Source organism: Planococcus sp. CP5-4_YE (assembly GCF_019042655.1).
In the GTDB taxonomy this organism is placed as follows: domain Bacteria; phylum Bacillota; class Bacilli; order Bacillales_A; family Planococcaceae; genus Planococcus.
Window position 1 is genome coordinate 81,764 of record NZ_JAHPZO010000008.1, and the last position, 16,373, is coordinate 98,136.

At 47.0% G+C, this 16,373-nt stretch carries 19 protein-coding genes and 1 riboswitch; of the genes, 17 read left to right on the plus strand and 2 right to left on the minus strand.

Annotated elements, in window-relative coordinates; all coding sequences use genetic code 11:
- Positions 1-66 precede the first annotated feature (66 nt).
- The 8 genes from KTG14_RS10970 to KTG14_RS11005 all read left to right on the plus strand — a co-directional run bounded on the left by KTG14_RS10970 (position 67) and on the right by KTG14_RS11005 (position 6,816).
- Positions 67-597 (plus strand): hypothetical protein, encoded by a 531-nt coding sequence (locus tag KTG14_RS10970; protein WP_254178114.1) that lies wholly within the window; start codon positions 67-69, stop codon positions 595-597.
- A 200-nt stretch (positions 598-797) separates the two neighbouring features.
- The gene (locus KTG14_RS10975; RefSeq protein WP_167399234.1) at positions 798-953 is read left to right on the plus strand and encodes a YuzK family famiily protein; all 156 of its coding nucleotides are present in this window, start codon (positions 798-800) and stop codon (positions 951-953) included.
- A 348-nt stretch (positions 954-1,301) separates the two neighbouring features.
- The gene (gene sufC, locus KTG14_RS10980; RefSeq protein ID WP_058381212.1) at positions 1,302-2,081 is read left to right on the plus strand and encodes a Fe-S cluster assembly ATPase SufC; all 780 of its coding nucleotides are present in this window, start codon (positions 1,302-1,304) and stop codon (positions 2,079-2,081) included.
- Between the two features lie 18 nt (positions 2,082-2,099).
- The gene (gene sufD, locus KTG14_RS10985) at positions 2,100-3,404 is read left to right on the plus strand and encodes a Fe-S cluster assembly protein SufD (RefSeq protein ID WP_216970991.1); all 1,305 of its coding nucleotides are present in this window, start codon (positions 2,100-2,102) and stop codon (positions 3,402-3,404) included.
- Positions 3,404-4,630 carry a cysteine desulfurase gene (locus KTG14_RS10990; protein ID WP_216970992.1) on the plus strand — a complete coding sequence of 409 codons (1,227 nt, stop codon included), beginning with the start codon at positions 3,404-3,406 and terminating at the stop codon, positions 4,628-4,630. The genes sufD and KTG14_RS10990 overlap by 1 nt, the downstream gene beginning before the upstream one ends.
- On the plus strand, positions 4,620-5,060 hold the full coding sequence (gene sufU / locus KTG14_RS10995; RefSeq protein ID WP_216970993.1) for a Fe-S cluster assembly sulfur transfer protein SufU: 441 nt from the start codon (positions 4,620-4,622) through the stop codon (positions 5,058-5,060). The genes KTG14_RS10990 and sufU overlap by 11 nt, the downstream gene beginning before the upstream one ends.
- A gap of 20 nt (positions 5,061-5,080) precedes the next feature.
- Positions 5,081-6,478 carry a Fe-S cluster assembly protein SufB gene (gene sufB / locus KTG14_RS11000; protein ID WP_101190002.1) on the plus strand — a complete coding sequence of 466 codons (1,398 nt, stop codon included), beginning with the start codon at positions 5,081-5,083 and terminating at the stop codon, positions 6,476-6,478.
- A 152-nt stretch (positions 6,479-6,630) separates the two neighbouring features.
- Positions 6,631-6,816 (plus strand): hypothetical protein, encoded by a 186-nt coding sequence (locus KTG14_RS11005; protein ID WP_216970994.1) that lies wholly within the window; start codon positions 6,631-6,633, stop codon positions 6,814-6,816.
- 40 nt (positions 6,817-6,856) lie between these two features.
- Here KTG14_RS11005 and KTG14_RS11010 read toward each other — a convergent pair whose 3' ends face one another.
- Complete coding sequence (locus KTG14_RS11010; RefSeq protein WP_374939901.1) at positions 6,857-7,318, minus strand: DNA alkylation repair protein; 462 nt, start codon at positions 7,316-7,318, stop codon at positions 6,857-6,859.
- A 70-nt stretch (positions 7,319-7,388) separates the two neighbouring features.
- Positions 7,389-7,532, minus strand: a complete 144-nt coding sequence (locus tag KTG14_RS18100) for a DNA alkylation repair protein (protein ID WP_374939900.1) — start codon at positions 7,530-7,532, stop codon at positions 7,389-7,391.
- A 153-nt stretch (positions 7,533-7,685) separates the two neighbouring features.
- Here KTG14_RS18100 and KTG14_RS11015 point away from each other — a divergent pair, with 153 nt between their 5' ends.
- The 9 genes from KTG14_RS11015 to KTG14_RS11055 all read left to right on the plus strand — a co-directional run bounded on the left by KTG14_RS11015 (position 7,686) and on the right by KTG14_RS11055 (position 16,368).
- Positions 7,686-8,546 carry a DUF72 domain-containing protein gene (locus KTG14_RS11015; protein WP_216970995.1) on the plus strand — a complete coding sequence of 287 codons (861 nt, stop codon included), beginning with the start codon at positions 7,686-7,688 and terminating at the stop codon, positions 8,544-8,546.
- On the plus strand, positions 8,546-9,376 hold the full coding sequence (locus KTG14_RS11020; RefSeq protein WP_216970996.1) for a sulfite exporter TauE/SafE family protein: 831 nt from the start codon (positions 8,546-8,548) through the stop codon (positions 9,374-9,376). Before KTG14_RS11015 ends, KTG14_RS11020 begins: the two co-directional genes overlap by 1 nt.
- Before the next feature lie 13 nt (positions 9,377-9,389).
- On the plus strand, positions 9,390-10,733 hold the full coding sequence (locus tag KTG14_RS11025) for a bifunctional metallophosphatase/5'-nucleotidase (protein ID WP_216970997.1): 1,344 nt from the start codon (positions 9,390-9,392) through the stop codon (positions 10,731-10,733).
- A gap of 71 nt (positions 10,734-10,804) precedes the next feature.
- Positions 10,805-10,987: riboswitch (Lysine riboswitch) on the plus strand.
- Positions 10,988-11,097: 110 nt separating this feature from the next.
- Positions 11,098-12,672, plus strand: a complete 1,575-nt coding sequence (locus KTG14_RS11030) for a Na+/H+ antiporter NhaC family protein (protein ID WP_216970998.1) — start codon at positions 11,098-11,100, stop codon at positions 12,670-12,672.
- Between the two features lie 199 nt (positions 12,673-12,871).
- Positions 12,872-14,416, plus strand: a complete 1,545-nt coding sequence (locus KTG14_RS11035; RefSeq protein WP_216970999.1) for a sodium-dependent transporter — start codon at positions 12,872-12,874, stop codon at positions 14,414-14,416.
- Positions 14,417-14,428: 12 nt separating this feature from the next.
- The gene (locus tag KTG14_RS11040; protein WP_157073458.1) at positions 14,429-14,551 is read left to right on the plus strand and encodes a methionine/alanine import family NSS transporter small subunit; all 123 of its coding nucleotides are present in this window, start codon (positions 14,429-14,431) and stop codon (positions 14,549-14,551) included.
- Positions 14,552-14,725: 174 nt separating this feature from the next.
- A complete protein-coding gene (locus KTG14_RS11045; protein WP_216971000.1) occupies positions 14,726-15,067 on the plus strand; it encodes a YutD family protein in 342 nt (113 codons plus the stop codon).
- Between the two features lie 82 nt (positions 15,068-15,149).
- On the plus strand, positions 15,150-15,608 hold the full coding sequence (locus KTG14_RS11050) for a DUF86 domain-containing protein (protein ID WP_216971001.1): 459 nt from the start codon (positions 15,150-15,152) through the stop codon (positions 15,606-15,608).
- Complete coding sequence (locus tag KTG14_RS11055) at positions 15,595-16,368, plus strand: TIGR01457 family HAD-type hydrolase (RefSeq protein ID WP_216971002.1); 774 nt, start codon at positions 15,595-15,597, stop codon at positions 16,366-16,368. Before KTG14_RS11050 ends, KTG14_RS11055 begins: the two co-directional genes overlap by 14 nt.
- Positions 16,369-16,373: the final 5 nt, after the last annotated feature.

Here is a 16,373-nt window from a genome sequence, read left to right on the forward strand (position 1 = left end):
GCTCTCTATACGGATAAATCTGGCTATGCTATCATATGCTGGATATGAAATTCAGGAGGCACGAACATGAAAAAGATGACAATTCTTAGCCTATCTGCTGCTTTGATGCTTGCAGCATGCGGAAATGAACAATCTACTGACACAACTGAAACGGATTCTGGATCTGCCACTATGGAATCTGGAAAAGAAAGCGTTAAGAGCCAATTGATGCAATTTTATCTTTCCGTTTCTAAAGAAATAAACAAAGAAGATGCACAATTGAATGATTTTGAAATCGCTCAAGCTGAAGAGACGCTGCCAAGCGGCGCAGAACTTTCAGAGTTAAAAGAAGCTGCTGCGACATCTGCTGAACAAGCGAAACAAGCGGTAGAATCGATTGAAGTGCCGGAATCGCTAAATGATTACCAGGAAGAAATCGATGGGGCATTGACTTCGATCGAGACATCTTACGAGATGAAAATCGAAGAACTTGCAACAGAGGCACCTGATTTTCAAGCAGCTGCCGATAAATTTGCCGAAGCAGATGCTGCTTTCAATGAAATATTGGAAGAAAACGGCTTGGTTGCATCTAACCTATACAACGAAGTAAGCCAATAATTTGTGAAAGCTGTCCGTACAACGGGCAGCTTTTTTCTATATATTCCCATTAACTATGACGATAGGTCTATTTTCAGATAAATTAGATTATTAATCTTGTTTAACTTTCGAGCGGTCGGGTATACTTGTTAAAGTAAAATAAGATAACTCGAAAGGAATGGTTTATTATCGATTCTCAAGGTATTGAAAAGACGGAAAAAATGGAACAGGCATTCAGAGACGTACACGGGTACGGACTGAACGAATACCAAAATGACCCGCAAAAAATCCTTGAAGTTGAACAGCGCCGTGAGCAAGATTATCGCCAAGGCCAGTCGGTTGCGGCACAAATCGAACGCCAAGCGCACCGCGAATAGCAATAGATACACGATCCACATACATTCAAACATTCAAATGAAGCTGCCGGACAGAGTGAACAACTCTGTCCGGTTTTTCTATGCCGAAGCATAGTGAATCCAGTTTTTTGAACATAGTTTATTGAAATGGATTCTCATTTAGCCTAACTTTATTGAAAATGCAGGAAATAGGCAAAGCTCTCTGGAAATAGCTATCTGACAGCAGGAAATCCGGATTTCAAAATGGTTTTTGGCGGAGGCTTGCCGCCGATTTTAACATTTGCTACTGAAGTCGATATAAGTTAAGATTAGAATGATACTAATTAAGAGTGCGACGCATTCTTCAATAACATTTATGGAGGTATTTACATGTCAACTTTGGTCATTAAAGATCTACACGTTGAAATCGAAGGAAAACAGATTTTAAAAGGTGTAAACATCACAATTAACACGAGCGAAATCCATGCCATCATGGGGCCGAACGGTACAGGGAAATCTACCTTGGCGTCAGCAATCATGGGGCATCCTAAATATGAAGTAACACAAGGCACGATCGAATTGGACGGAGAAGACGTATTGGCGATGGAAGTCGACGAGCGCGCACGCGCAGGACTCTTCCTGGCTATGCAGTACCCGAGCGAAATTTCAGGCGTCACAAATGCTGACTTCATGCGCTCTGCGATGAACGCACGCCGCGAAGAAGGCAACGAAGTTTCATTGATGAAATTCATCCGTGAACTTGACAGCAAAATGGAAACTCTTGCAATGGACCAGGACATGGCACAGCGCTACTTGAACGAAGGATTCTCCGGCGGCGAGAAGAAACGCAATGAAATCCTCCAAATGATGATGATCAAACCGACATTCGCTGTACTCGATGAAATTGACTCCGGTCTTGATATCGATGCATTGAAAGTCGTTTCTGACGGCATCAATCAAATGAAGGGCGAGAACTTCGGCTGCTTGATCATCACTCACTATCAGCGCCTGTTGAACTACATCACGCCAGATCACGTCCATGTTATGATGCAAGGCCGCGTCGTTAAATCCGGCGGACCTGAACTTGCGCATAAATTGGAAGCGGAAGGCTATGACTGGATCAAGGCAGAACTCGGCATCGAAGACGAGACTGTCGGACAAGAAGCATAATTGGAAGGAGAGACTAACGTGACGGTTGAAACAAAACTAACGATGACCGAGCAGGATGTACGCTCCTTCTCGGCTTCGCACTCAGAACCAGAAGAATTTACAAACTTGCGCGTACAGGCTTTGGCTGCTGCCGAAGCGTTGCCGCTCCCAAAACCCGATAAAACGAAAATCATCAACTGGAACTTCACGGACTTCCCGGTCCATACAGTGCAAAGCTCTACGTATGCATCGTTGGATGAATTGCCGGAGCAAGTAAAGTCCATTGTTGATACGGATCAAAAAAATCTATACATTCAGCACAATAATACGCCGGCATACATTTCATTGGATAAAAATCTCCAGCAACAAGGCGTCATTTTGACGGATATCCAAACGGCGATCCGTGAACACGGTGATTTGGTCGCTAAGTATTTCATGACAGAAGCGGTCAAAGCTGAAGAACATAAATTGACGGCTCTTCATGCAGCGCTTCTAAATGGCGGGATGTTCCTGTATGTGCCGAAAAATCTGGCCATCAAGAACCCTGTACAAGCAATCTTTGTACATGACAATGAGGAAGCTTCTCTCTTTAATCACGCATTGATTGTTGCTGATAAAGGCAGTGAGGTAACTTACGTCGAGAACTATATTTCCACAGTGCCGAAAGCAAAAGGCCAAGCGAATATCGTTTCAGAAGTATTTGCAGAAGACAATGCGTCTGTCACTTACGGAGCAGTGGATGTACTCGCTGAAGGATTCACGACGTATGTGAACCGCCGCGGAGTTGCACAGCGCGATGCACGCATCGAATGGGCACTTGGCATGATGAACGACAGTGATACTATTTCCGATAACACGACGTTCTTGATCGGCGACAACTCGGTCGGCGATACTAAAACCGTCGTAGTCGGAAGAGGCACGCAAAAGCAGAACTTCACGACACAAGTCATCCATTGGGGCAAGAACTCCGATGGCCAGATCTTGAAGCACGGCGTCATGAAAGATTCTGCATCAGCTATCTTCAATGGCATCGGTAAAATTGAACACGGAGCGACAAAAGCCAACGCAGAACAGGAATCACGCGTTCTCATGTTGAGCCCAAAAGCGCGCGGCGATGCAAACCCGATTCTCTTGATTGATGAAGATGATGTAACGGCAGGACATGCGGCATCAGTCGGACGCGTAGATCCGCTTCAATTATATTATTTGATGAGCCGAGGCATTACAAAACAAGAAGCTGAACGTCTTGTTATTCACGGCTTCCTGGCACCGGTTGTAAACGTGTTGCCAATCGAAGGCGTTAAAAAGCAATTGACGGAGGTTATCGAAAGGAAAGTCCGCTAATGAATCCAGAGATCAAGAGCTATTTTCCGATACTCAAACAGGAAATCAATGGACATCCGCTCGTCTATTTAGACAGCGCGGCGACTTCCCAAAAGCCGACGCCAGTCATCGAAGCGCTGAAAGAATATTACGAGTTTGATAATTCCAATGTCCACCGCGGCGTTCATACGCTCGGTAACCGGGCGACAGAGAAATATGAAGGCGCCCGTGAGAAAGTGCAACAGTTCATCAATGCAAGTTCGACGCAGGAAATCGTCTTTCTTCGCGGCACGACAACTGCGATTAACTTAGTCGCACAAAGTTATGGACGTGCCAATGTAGAAGAAGGCGACGAAATCGTCATCACCTATATGGAGCATCACTCGAACATCATTCCATGGCAGCAGCTGGCAAAAGAACGCGGCGCTGTCTTGAAATACATCGAGCTCGAAGAAGACGGCACCATCTCACTTGAAAATGTCCGTGCAGCTATTACCGACCGGACTAAGATCGTGTCGATGGTCTACGTATCCAATGTACTGGGGACGATGAACCCGGTGAAGGAAGTGGCGAAAATCGCCCACGAACATGGCGCTGTCATGATGGTGGATGGTGCACAAGCTGCTCCTCACTTGAAAATCGATGTCCAGGACTTGGATTGCGACTTCTTCGCATTTTCCGGCCACAAAATGGTCGGCCCGACCGGCATCGGCGTGTTGTATGGCAAAAAGCATTTGCTCGAAGCCATGGAGCCTGTTGAGTTCGGAGGCGAGATGATCGACTTTGTTGGATTATACGATTCGACATGGAAAGAACTGCCTTGGAAATTCGAAGGCGGTACACCGATTATCGCTGGTGCAGTCGGTCTTGCTGCGGCAATCGACTTTCTTGAGGAAATCGGGTTGGATGAAATCGAAAAACACGAACACCATATGGCAGCCATCGCGATGGACAAAATGTCGGCGATTGAAGGGCTTGAGATTTTTGGTCCGAAAGATCCGGCAAAACGTGCAGGGATTGTCACTTTCAATTTGAAAGAAGTCCATCCCCATGATGTAGCGACTGTGCTCGATATGAGCGGCATCGCTGTCCGCGCAGGTCATCACTGCGCACAGCCATTAATGAAATGGCTCGACGTGACAGCGACAGCACGCGCAAGCTTCTATCTTTATAACGACGAATCGGATATCGATCGCCTAGTGGAAGGTTTGCGTTCTGCAAAGGAGTATTTTAGCGATGTCTTTTAATAACTTAGATCAATTATATCGACAAGTGATCATGGATCATTACAAAACGCCCCGCAACAAGGGTGTGCTTGAACAGGACAGTGTCAATATCGAAATGAACAACCCAACTTGCGGCGATCGGATCCAATTGACGCTTCAAGTGGAAGATGGCATCGTCAAAGACGCCAAATTCGACGGGGAAGGCTGCTCGATCTCGATGGCATCTGCTTCTATGATGACGCAAGCCGTCAAAGGCAAAGAGATAGACGCGGCATTGAAATTGTCCGGAATCTTTTCAGATATGATGCTTGGCAAAGAGTACGACGATTCAGTGGACCTTGGGGATATTGAAGCATTACAAGGTGTATCCAAATTCCCGGCGCGTATCAAATGCGCGACCTTAGCGTGGAAAGCCATGGAAAAAGGTGTGCACGAGGAAGAAAAATCGTAACAGAGAACGGAGGAACGACGATGGCGAAAAAAATGCCGGAAATCGGAGATTATAAATATGGGTTCCATGACAAGGATGTCTCCATCTTCAGATCCAAACGCGGTCTGACGGAAGACATTGTCAGAGAAATTTCGAAGATTAAAGAAGAACCGGAATGGATGCTCGAATCACGCTTGAAAGCGTTGAAACTATTCTATTCTATGCCAATGCCGCAATGGGGCGGAGATTTGAATTCATTGGATTTTGACGAAATCACGTATTACGTCAAACCTTCTGAAGCAAGCCAGACTTCTTGGGATGAAGTTCCTGAAGAAATCAAGCGTACGTTTGATAAACTGGGAATTCCTGAAGCAGAGCAGAAATACCTTGCAGGTGTCTCTGCACAGTACGAATCCGAAGTTGTTTACCACAACATGAAAGAAGATTTGGAAGAGATGGGCATCATCTTTAAAGATACAGATGCAGCGCTTCGTGAAAACGAAGACCTCTTCAGAGAAAACTTCCAGACAGTCATTCCAGCAGCAGACAATAAATTCTCTGCATTGAACACGGCTGTTTGGTCGGGTGGCTCGTTCATCTACGTACCGCCAGGCATCAAAGTGGAATCACCACTGCAAGCCTATTTCCGCATCAACTCGGAAAACATGGGCCAATTCGAACGTACGATGATCATCGTCGACGAAGGCGCGAGCGTCCATTACGTAGAAGGCTGTACGGCACCTGTTTACACGACAAACTCATTGCACTCTGCAGTTGTTGAAATCATCGTGAAAAAAGATGCTTATTGCCGCTACACAACGATTCAAAACTGGGCGAATAACGTATACAACCTAGTAACTAAGCGTGCTTTTGTTGATGCGAACGGTACGATGGAATGGATCGATGGCAACATCGGTTCGAAATTGACGATGAAATATCCTGCAGTCTTCCTTAAAGGCGAAGGCGCACGCGGCATGACATTGTCGATTGCGATTGCCGGCAAAGGCCAGCACCAGGATGCAGGCGCGAAAATGATCCACTTGGCGCCGAATACATCTTCATCCATCGTTTCCAAATCGATTTCGAAGCAAGGCGGGAAAGTTTCTTACCGCGGAATCGTGCACTTCGGCCGCAAAGCGGACGGCGCACGTTCGAATATCGAATGCGATACGTTGATCATGGACAACCAGTCGACATCCGATACAATTCCTTACAACGAGATCATGAACGACAACGTTTCGCTTGAACACGAAGCGAAAGTATCGAAAGTCTCTGAAGAGCAATTGTTCTACCTAATGAGCCGCGGCGTTTCCGAACAGGAAGCGACGGAAATGATCGTCATGGGCTTCATCGAGCCATTCACTAAAGAATTGCCGATGGAGTACGCAGTCGAAATGAACCGTCTCATCAAGTTCGAGATGGAAGGTTCAATCGGTTAATCAATCAATTAATCAATCCCCGGCATGGAAAATGCCGGGGATTTTTTTGCGGTTTTAAAAGAGTGGATTTCCCCGTTTGCCAGAACTTCGTTTTACTGCGTGTCCTCAGGGTAAACAAAGGATGAATCAAAATTTGAGGAGGGTTTTTTCTAATGAGCCAAACTTTTAATGCGTTAAAAGAGAAAATCAGCAACGCTGACATGGGAGAAGCGAAAGAAATCATCACTCAAGTCAAGCAGGCATACGATGACGGCAAGATTGATGAAAATGAAAAGAACGAATTGTTGGATCTTGCAAAGTCGAAAATCGGCGGTGGTGGGATCGGCGGGTTATTTTAAGAGCCCGCAGCCCAATTGAAAAAATAAGCTTTGGCGACCTTTAAAGGATGCTGAAGCTTATTTTTTCATGTGTTTTAAAGCTTCCCGCCTGCTTAATGGCTGTAAAGTTCAAGACCCAAACAGGATCGGTTTTTGCGTATTCCCGCAATGCCCAACCGATAGATTTTTGGATGAAGAATTCATGGGATTCGGCATGTAACGCGATGATGAAGCCAAGCATTTCTGTGTCGGTTTGTTGTTTAAACTTCAATTGGTGCAGGATAGCTGCCCGGTTGGTCCAAAAATTTTCTGCTTGCGTCCATTCTCGCATGATCGGGGATGTGGTTTTTCGGTCGCGCAATACGATATGGCCGACAATTTTCGGCGCAAGGATATCGACACTATCCCACCAGGAATTGACTTCGATTAGCTGGCGCAAAAACGGCAAATCTTCTGGACTCAATTGCTCTTTCGTTTGTTCTAGCAGTTCAATAGCTGCGTAATGATATTCGCGTTCCGGCATTTCGTACAACGCTTGGACAATAGGTTTCAATTGTTCTTTATCAGGAGGGAATAGTTTGATAGCTGTTCTTTCATAACATGGTGCGTAGAGGTTTCTGGATTTCTAAAAATGGGAAGTTGTGTTTCATATAAGCGGCCATTGGAGCGGCAAGCTCCGGGTTGCGATGGTCCTTAAAGCGTGCGATAAGGGCATCTGTGTTCCATGGGTTTTTCATTTACAAAAACCTCCTAAAAAATGGATTGATATACGATTGTAACCATGTGCGAGGTAGAGGGGCTTCGCCTGGCATTGCTTCAGCGAATCTCAAAAAGGACGCCTGTTTTGTTCTATGCTATCATAAAATAATAACGAAAATGGAGGCAGGGCGATGATTTATGTTGGATTGACGGGCTGGGGAGATCACCCGGATGTGTATAGCCCCGGGTCGAGACAAAAAGATAAATTGGTCGATTACAGTGCGCATTTTCCGATTGTGGAACTGGATTCTTCATTTTACGCAGTCCAGCCTGAGCGCAATATCAGCAAATGGATACGTGAGACGCCGGACAATTTTCAATTCGTTGTAAAAGCATATCAAGGCATGACCGGGCATCAGCGCGGGGAAAATCCATTCGAGACCCGCGAGGAAATGTTCGAAGCTTACAGGTTGTCTGTCCGGCCGCTGAAAGAAGCGGGCAAGCTGGCGATGGTGTTGTTGCAATTTCCGCCGTGGTTCGACTGCCAGAAAGATCATGTCGATGAAATCCGCGCCATTATTGGCGAATTGCAGGAATTCGACTTGGCGATCGAATTTCGTCATCAATCCTGGTATGCGGACGGCATGAAAGAAAAAACGCTGGAATTCCTCCGCGAACACGGGTTGATTCATTCGGTCTGCGATGAACCGCAGGCAGGAGATGGCTGGATTCCTCTTGTACCGGAATCCAGCCGCAAAGATAAAGTGCTGCTACGGTTGCACGGACGTAATGTCCACGGCTGGCTGAATCCCGGCAATGCTGAAAAATGGCGGGAAGTGCGCTATCTTTATGATTATAACCGTGATGAATTGGAAGAAATCAGCCTGGCTGTAAAACGTCTTGAACAGCAGGCAGAGCAGGTGTATGTGATCTTCAATAATAATTCAGGCGGGCATGCGGCAGGTGATGCGAAACAGTTCGAGGAATTGAACGGTTTGCATTTCGAGGGCTTGTCCCCGAAACAGCTTGACCTGTTCGAAGGCGGTTTCTGATGGTATTTGTGATCCTTCTATTGACCGGGCTTGCTTCAGGGATTGTTGGCGCGCTCATCGGGCTTGGCGGAGGCGTAATCTTGGTGCCAGTGCTGTTATTCCTTAGCTCGTCGTTCAGTTCATTTCCAGATTTGTCCCCTCAACAAATTGTCGGTCTATCGGTCGTCATGATGATTTTCACTGGTTTGTCGTCGACGATTGCGTATATGAAGGTTGGCACTGTCGATTACCGGAGCGGGTTCATTTTCTTTCTCGGTAGTGCGCCCGGAACTATTGTAGGCGCATTCGTTAACCGCAGTCTAGATGTACCGTCCTTTCAATTGTATTTTGGCGTATTATTGGTGTTCTTATCGATGCTCCTGTTGCTCAGGGATCGCTTAAAGGCGGTGAGCTGGTTTGTCGATAACGGCAAAAAGCGAAGCTTCCATGACCGCAAAACCAATCAGGAATATGTTTATGGCTATCCGGTATGGTTTGCGCTATTATTAACCTTTTTTATCGGTTTTGCATCAGGTCTATTTGGCATCGGCGGCGGCTCGATTCTCGTTCCCGCCATGATTCTGTTATTTTTATTTCCGCCTCATGTAGCCGTTGGAACTTCGATGCTGATGGTCTTTCTGTCGGCCATCGTCAATTCCATTACACATATTTCACTCGGCAATGTTCCGTGGATCTATACCTTAGCCATCATCCCATCGGCATATATCGGTGCGAAAATCGGGGCGCGGCTGAACCGCAGCATTAAATCCGAGACACTGGTCGTTGTGCTGCGGCTCGCATTATTATTACTCGGGCTCCGCTCGATTTACGAAGGAATTTTCAGTTCATAATGAGGTGTTTGACATGAGTGAAATCATCCATATTTATCATACAAACGACTTGCATAGCCATTTTGTGCACTGGCCCCGCATCCAATCCTTGCTGACGGAGCGTAGGCGCTGGCACGAAGAAGTGGGCGATGTGTGTTTAGTGCTCGATATTGGGGACCATGCTGACCGTTCACATCCTTTCACGGAAGGAACGGCTGGTAAAGGCAATGTCCAGCTGCTCAATGAAGCGGGATACGATGCCGTGACCATTGGCAATAACGAAGGGATTACGCTGTCCAAAGCGGAACTGGACGAATTGTATGTGCAGGCTGATTTTTCCGTCGTGGTTGCTAATCTATTGGATTTGGACGGCAAGCAGCCGGAATGGGCAAGCCCGAACCGAATTATTCAAACGAAAGATGGCACGAAAATCGGGCTTATCGCTGCAACGGCAGAATTCACCCCGTTTTACCGCCGTCTCGGCTGGCAAGTGACGAACGGCAGGGAAGCGATTAAGCGGGAAGCGGCCGAAATCCACCAGTCGGTCGATTTTCTTATCTGCATGTCCCATCTTGGCATCAGGGAAGATGAACTGTTGGCAGCAGAATGTCCGGAACTCGATATTATCTTGGGGGCGCATACCCATCATCTATTCCACCAAGGAAAAGAAATCGGCGGGACTTTACTTGGTGCCGCCGGCAAGTTCGGCTATTATATCGGCCATATTGAAATCGATATAGCTACACGCAAGATGACAGCGGAAGTGATCGAGACCGACCAGTTGCCAGAAGCCGATGAAGGATTTAATGAATACTTGGTCGGCGTCGGCAAGCAGCAAATGGCTGACACAGTTTTCTATAATGAGCGTCATTTAAAAGCTGAATGGTTCAAGCCTTCTCCTATGGCAGAGTTGTTTGGCGATGCCTTGATCTCGTTCACCTCGGCGGATTGCGGATTGTTCAATGCCGGCATTTTCATGGAAGATATGCCGCAAGGGGAGATGACGCGCTACGATTTCCACCGCATGCTGCCGCATCCGATCAATCCGTGCGTCATCGATCTCAGTGGCGCGGAGCTAAAGGAAATTTATCTCCAATCCTTGAACGAAGACTGGCCGCAGCTCGAGCTTAAAGGCATGGGCTTTCGGGGAGCCGTGTTCGGCCGGATGATCCATAGCAACATGGATATGGACGAACATCAACTGATGATCGGGGGCGAACCTGCCGACCCGGACCGTATCTACCGGCTGGCGACGCTTGACCTGTTTACATTCGGCTACTTTTTCCCGACATTGAAGCGGGCGCCGAAGAGCTACTTCATGCCCGAATTCCTGCGTGATGTCTTTGGTGATTATTTCCGCATGAAAGCCATTAAATAGAAGGAACATTCAAAATGGACTGTTAGTTGATTTTGTGTGCTTTTTGGGCTATGCTTTTTATGAATTAGATATCGATGGGTAGAGGCTGCAGCCTTCATCAGTAGAATGTGCGAGTTTGACCGCGTTGACCACATTCGAAAGGGAAGCTTGCCGAAATTACCGTTTCCGGGTCAGGGAAGCGGCGATTGGGGGCATTTCGAACAGGAATGCCACTGTCATTTGCAGCGAGTTGCAGATGGAGAGCTACAGGGTTGTTTGATGCTTGTGCACACAGACGAATTGTAGGAAGCCGGTTTATCCCTTGGATAAACCGGCTTTTTTGGTCTAAGCCTTACCATCAAAACGAATAGGAGGAAATCTAATTATGGAAAACACAATCTTTTCGATACTGCCGCCGATTATTGCGATTGCGATGGTTCTGTTGACGCGCCGCGTATTGCTGTCGCTCGGCGTCGGCATCGTAGCGGCTGCGCTGATCTTGACATCGTTTGCGCCTATTGAGGCAGCGAATGAATTATTTACTTCATTTGCTGTCATTTTTTGGAACGAGGGCTTTAACGCTTACAATGTCTTCATCATTTTGTTCTTGTTATTGCTGGGAGTGATTACAGCATTCGTCAGCTTGTCTGGCGGCAGCCATGCATTTGCCGATTGGGCATCTGCGCGTGTGAAAACCCGCCGCGGGGCGAAATTGGTTACGGTGTTTCTCGGCATCTTGATTTTCATCGACGATTACTTTAATGCGTTGGCTGTTGGGCAAGTCGCACGGCCGATTACGGACCGCTATAAGGTATCGCGTGCAAAACTAGCTTATTTCATCGATTCTACTGCCGCGCCGATTTGTGTCGTGTCTCCTGTCTCTAGCTGGGGAGCAGCGATCATTGGCATCATCGGTACGATCCTCGCTGGGCAGACCTTCCTGGATTATTCTGCATTGGAAGCGTTCCTGTGGATGGCACCGATGAACTTCTACGTCATCGCGGCACTCGCCATCGTATTCTTCGTCGCGATCCGTGATGTAGATTTTGGGGAAATGAAAAAACATGAACGCCTGGCGATCACTGAAGGCCAGCTGTTCAATCCAGACAAAGTAATTCCCGGCGAAATGAAAGAAGATTTCCCGAGCCACTCTCATGGCCGTGTCCGCGATTTGTTATTGCCGATTCTGTTATTGATTGTCGGGACAGTCGCGGCGATGATGTGGACGGGTTATGTAGGTGCCGATAGAGTATTCGACATCTGGCTCATTTTTGAAAACACGGATGTGCCATTATCCTTGATCACAGGCGGCCTCATCGGCGCGCTTGCTGCGATTATCCTGTACGCCATCCAGATCAGACGAAACGAAGTGGCAAAAGTGCAGTGGATCGGTAGAGGCATCTGGGCTGGCATTCAATCGATGGCCGGCGCAGTGTTTATCTTGATCTTTGCGTGGTCGCTGACTTATTTGATCGACGCGTTGCAAACTGGCACTTATCTTGCCGATGCAGTCGCACGCGGCAATGTGCCGACGAGTGTCCTGCCGGTCTTATTGTTCTTGCTTGCTGGTGTTATGGCATTCTCGACGGGAACTTCCTGGGGATCATTCGGGATTTTGCTGCCGATCGCCGGTACAATCATGATCCAGGCAGAACCGGAACTATTGCTCGCTTCCTTGTCTGCTGTTTTGGCAGGAGCGGTATTCGGAGATCATTGCTCACCGATCTCAGATACGACGATTCTTTCGTCTACAGGCGCAGGAAGCAACCATATGGATCATGTCGTAACGCAACTTCCATATGCATTGACCTCTGCAGCAATTGCAGCAGTAGGGTATATCGTCATAGGCTTTACCGGCTCCTTGCCTTTGGCTCTTGGAGCGGTAGCAATCGTCTTGGCAATACTATTCATTTTATGGTCTAAACGCACAACCTTAATGGAAAAGCATGAACAGAACTAATATTTGAAAGGTGGAGATATTATATCTCCACCTTTTTATTATTATTATAATAGTTTTTTAAAGAAATTTTCAGAAATTATCTTTACTTTGAACAGGGTCCTAGTTATACTAAATTTAGATTCCAAAATAATCTGAATATAAACAAACTTCCTATTTTTCTGTTAAAAAATTGGGAGTTACCAACAAAGGGGGAAGAGAAATGGAACGTTCTACATGGGGAACGAGAGCCGGTTTTATCATGGCGGCGGTCGGTTCAGCAATAGGACTAGGGAATATTTGGCGATTCCCGTATGTAGCATATGAAAATGGTGGGGGCGCATTTTTTATACCATATTTGTTTGCTCTTTTAACAGCCGGGATTCCAATCCTTATATTGGAGTTCACTATCGGCCATCGTTATCGCGGATCCGCACCACTTTCATTCTTTAGAATGAGCGGCAAAAAAGCAGAATGGCTCGGATGGTGGGCGATGTTCGTATCGTTCGTCATCTCGGTGTATTACGCGGTTATCATCGCTTGGGCGATGCGTTATACATTATTTTCATTCAATCAAGCGTGGGGGGAAGATACAGAAGGCTTCTTATTTAATGACTTCCTTCAATTGACAGTGAATCCAGGTGAGACAGGGGGAATCGTCTGGGGCATTTTCATTCCATTGGTGATTGTTTGGGTCATCACGCTCGGCATTTTGCTTGCCGGGGTCAAAAAAGGGATCGAGATGGCAAATCGCATTTTCATTCCGACTTTGGTATTGATATTCATTGTTATCGTTATCCGTGCGGTCACATTAGACGGGGCAGCACTTGGACTAGAGGCATTCTTCGAGCCGAACTTTGATGCCATCATGGATCCGACCGTCTGGGTTGCGGCCTATGGGCACATATTCTTCAGTTTATCGGTCGCCTTTGCGATCATGATCACATACTCAAGCTATCTGCCGAAAAAATCGGATATCACAAACAACGCGTTCATCACCGGTTTTGCCAACTCAAGCTTTGAGTTGCTTGCCGGTATCGGGGTATTTGCGGTACTTGGTTTCATGGCAACTCAATCAGGCGTGGAAGTAGCAGATGTTGCTTCTGCCGGTGTTGGCCTCGCGTTCGTCGTATTCCCGGCGATCATCAATGAATTCCCAGGATTTAACGGGCTCTTCGGCTTCTTATTCTTCCTGTCATTGACACTTGCGGGACTCACATCACTCATGTCGATCACAGAAACTTATGTTGCAGGATTTAGTGAGAAGTTCGGGATTTCACGCCGTAAAGCAGTTGCATTCGGTGGCGGTCTTGCGGCATTAATTTCCATATTATTCGCTACACAAGGCGGATTGTTCTTCTTGGATATCGCTGATTACTACATCAACCAATTCGGTGTCGCGGCAGTCGGTCTTGTGGAAGTCGTCATGGTTGTCTGGATCTTGCGCAAAGCAGGCGATTTGCAGAACCATGCAAACGAAATCTCGGATATCCACCTTGGCGGTTGGTGGAAATTCAGCCTTGGCGTTATCACGCCACTCGTTCTTGGCTATATGATGTTCGGCTTGCTGCGCTTGAATATCTTCCAGCAATTCGATACGGAAACAGGAAACTATGAAGGTTATTCCAATATGTTCACTTTATTCGGCGGTGTGGCTGTCGCAGCAGGAGCCCTGCTCTTCGGCATCTTGTTCTCGCTTGGCAAATGGCATAAAAACTATCGCTATTACGACGAGCATTCCGAACATCCGGCGAGAGAAAAAGAATAAGGAGGGATTGACATGTCAGTTAGCGCAATTGTAGTCATGATCATCGGGATGGTCCTCCTATGGGGAGGGCTTGCAGCGAGCATTTTCCACGCTGTGAGATCGAGCAAAGCAAATAAAGCAGAAGATTTAGGATAGAATGGGGAAACCTCCGGCAATCACTCTGCCGGAGGTTTTTGTTTGTCCATACACCTAGAGCGCAGCTTGTCCGCATAGCCTTGGTGTGATACATTTGAAGCAGGATTCTAGCAGGTAAAGCAGAATGATGCGAGCCTAGGCTTTTGTCATTACTAGGTATGGATGGTGAGAATATTGATCACAATTGAGAAATGGAATTACGAGGTGATCGAGGATCATCGCGAAGGATTTCAGGAAGAAGCGTTCCAGAACAGGTACAGCGATATTCTGTCTAAATACGATTACATCCTGGGCGACTGGGGATACGGACAGCTTCGCTTAAAAGGCTTTTTTGAGGATAGCAACAACAAAGCGAGCTATGATACGAAGATCAGCACGCTCCAGGATTATTTATACGAATACTGCAATTTCGGATGCTCTTATTTTGTTTTGAAAAAGGCAGGAAAAGCGCCGGAACCAGAAGTGCAGGAACGACCAGAAGTACAGGAACAACCAGAACCCCCCGAGGCAGATTGAGCCACCGGGGGTTTTTTGTGCCCATATGATATGATAGAGAAGAAACAAAACAGCGAGCAACAGCAAAATGGAGGGACTCAATATGTACTTTATCGACCGCGGAAAAATCAAGCAAGCCATCACTTATATGGATGCGCTCATCGCATTGTATGAAGCGAACGGCAACTGGGAAACCTTAAAAGATCAATTGGCTTTGGAGCGTCTCGCACTCGGGGCGATTGAAGCAGTGATCGATGTCGGAAATTCCATGATCGATGGTTTTATTATGCGCGACCCGGGTAGTTACGAAGATATCATCGATATACTAGTAGATGAAAAGGTGATTACCGAAGAAATGGACCACCCCCTAAAAGAGCTCGTCGGACTGCGCAAGATGCTCGTGCGTGAATTCATTGCGGTCGACCATGGAGAGATCATACGCGTAATGGATGTGCATTTGAACAGCCTGAAACAATTCGGCCCTAAAGTGGCGCATTATCTTGAACATGAACTCGGCCCGGTCTCTGCGTTTATTCCGGAGAACGAAAATGGAAAAAATTAAGCGCTACAAGGCCTATTGCCTGGATCTGGATGGCACGGTTTATCGGGGCGAGGCACCTGTACAAGAGGCTGCCCGATTCGTCAGTCGCTTACAAGATGACGGCATTGAGGCTTTTTATGTGACGAACAACGCTTCTAAAACACAGGACCAATTATACGAGAAACTAAAACGAATCGGGGTCCATGCCGATAAATCGCGTATTATGTCTTCAGCAGTAGCGGCAGCAAAATACATCAAGCGCTGGTATCCTGGCCGCACAGTTTACCTGATCGGTTCAGATGGCTTGAAGGAGGCACTTGATGCAGAAGGAATTGAGTGCGTTGATCAGCAGGCAGACATCGTGCTGATGGGACTCGATCTGCAGATTTCGTATGACAAGCTGTCGCGTGCTTGTCTTGAGGTGCAAAAGGGTGCTGTCTTCTTGTCGACCAACCAGGACTTGGCATTCCCTTCAGAACAAGGATTTCTTCCGGGCAACGGGGCTATAACTGCCGTGGTGTCGAAAGCGACAGACATCGACCCGGTGTTTATTGGCAAACCAGAAATCCATATGCTCGAAGCTATCCAGCATGAATGGGGATTTGGAAAAGAGGAGATGGTGATGATCGGGGATAATTACGATACCGACATCCAGGCGGGGATCCGCTTTGGCATCGATACGGTGCATGTCAATACCGGTGTGACCCCGATGGATGCGGTGTTACAAAAAGACCATCCTGCGACACATATGCTAGAAAACCTCAGCTTTTGGAAGCATTAAAAAAG

What these genes read in the sequence shown, in the direction of transcription:
- KTG14_RS11010 (WP_374939901.1), bottom strand. Translation starts at nt 7,318, where the DNA reads ATGCCGGAACGCGAATATCATTACGCAGCTATTGAACTGCTAGAACAA.
- KTG14_RS11040 (WP_157073458.1), top strand. Translation starts at nt 14,429, where the DNA reads ATGTCAGTTAGCGCAATTGTAGTCATGATCATCGGGATGGTCCTCCTA.
- KTG14_RS11005 (WP_216970994.1), top strand. Translation starts at nt 6,631, where the DNA reads ATGAGCCAAACTTTTAATGCGTTAAAAGAGAAAATCAGCAACGCTGAC.
- KTG14_RS11025 (WP_216970997.1), top strand. Translation starts at nt 9,390, where the DNA reads ATGAGTGAAATCATCCATATTTATCATACAAACGACTTGCATAGCCAT.
- KTG14_RS10990 (WP_216970992.1), top strand. Translation starts at nt 3,404, where the DNA reads ATGAATCCAGAGATCAAGAGCTATTTTCCGATACTCAAACAGGAAATC.
- KTG14_RS11015 (WP_216970995.1), top strand. Translation starts at nt 7,686, where the DNA reads ATGATTTATGTTGGATTGACGGGCTGGGGAGATCACCCGGATGTGTAT.
- sufC (WP_058381212.1), top strand. Translation starts at nt 1,302, where the DNA reads ATGTCAACTTTGGTCATTAAAGATCTACACGTTGAAATCGAAGGAAAA.
- KTG14_RS11030 (WP_216970998.1), top strand. Translation starts at nt 11,098, where the DNA reads ATGGAAAACACAATCTTTTCGATACTGCCGCCGATTATTGCGATTGCG.
- KTG14_RS11055 (WP_216971002.1), top strand. Translation starts at nt 15,595, where the DNA reads ATGGAAAAAATTAAGCGCTACAAGGCCTATTGCCTGGATCTGGATGGC.
- KTG14_RS18100 (WP_374939900.1), bottom strand. Translation starts at nt 7,532, where the DNA reads ATGAAAAACCCATGGAACACAGATGCCCTTATCGCACGCTTTAAGGAC.
- KTG14_RS11050 (WP_216971001.1), top strand. Translation starts at nt 15,150, where the DNA reads ATGTACTTTATCGACCGCGGAAAAATCAAGCAAGCCATCACTTATATG.
- KTG14_RS10975 (WP_167399234.1), top strand. Translation starts at nt 798, where the DNA reads ATGGAACAGGCATTCAGAGACGTACACGGGTACGGACTGAACGAATAC.
- sufB (WP_101190002.1), top strand. Translation starts at nt 5,081, where the DNA reads ATGGCGAAAAAAATGCCGGAAATCGGAGATTATAAATATGGGTTCCAT.
- KTG14_RS11035 (WP_216970999.1), top strand. Translation starts at nt 12,872, where the DNA reads ATGGAACGTTCTACATGGGGAACGAGAGCCGGTTTTATCATGGCGGCG.
- sufU (WP_216970993.1), top strand. Translation starts at nt 4,620, where the DNA reads ATGTCTTTTAATAACTTAGATCAATTATATCGACAAGTGATCATGGAT.
- KTG14_RS10970 (WP_254178114.1), top strand. Translation starts at nt 67, where the DNA reads ATGAAAAAGATGACAATTCTTAGCCTATCTGCTGCTTTGATGCTTGCA.
- KTG14_RS11020 (WP_216970996.1), top strand. Translation starts at nt 8,546, where the DNA reads ATGGTATTTGTGATCCTTCTATTGACCGGGCTTGCTTCAGGGATTGTT.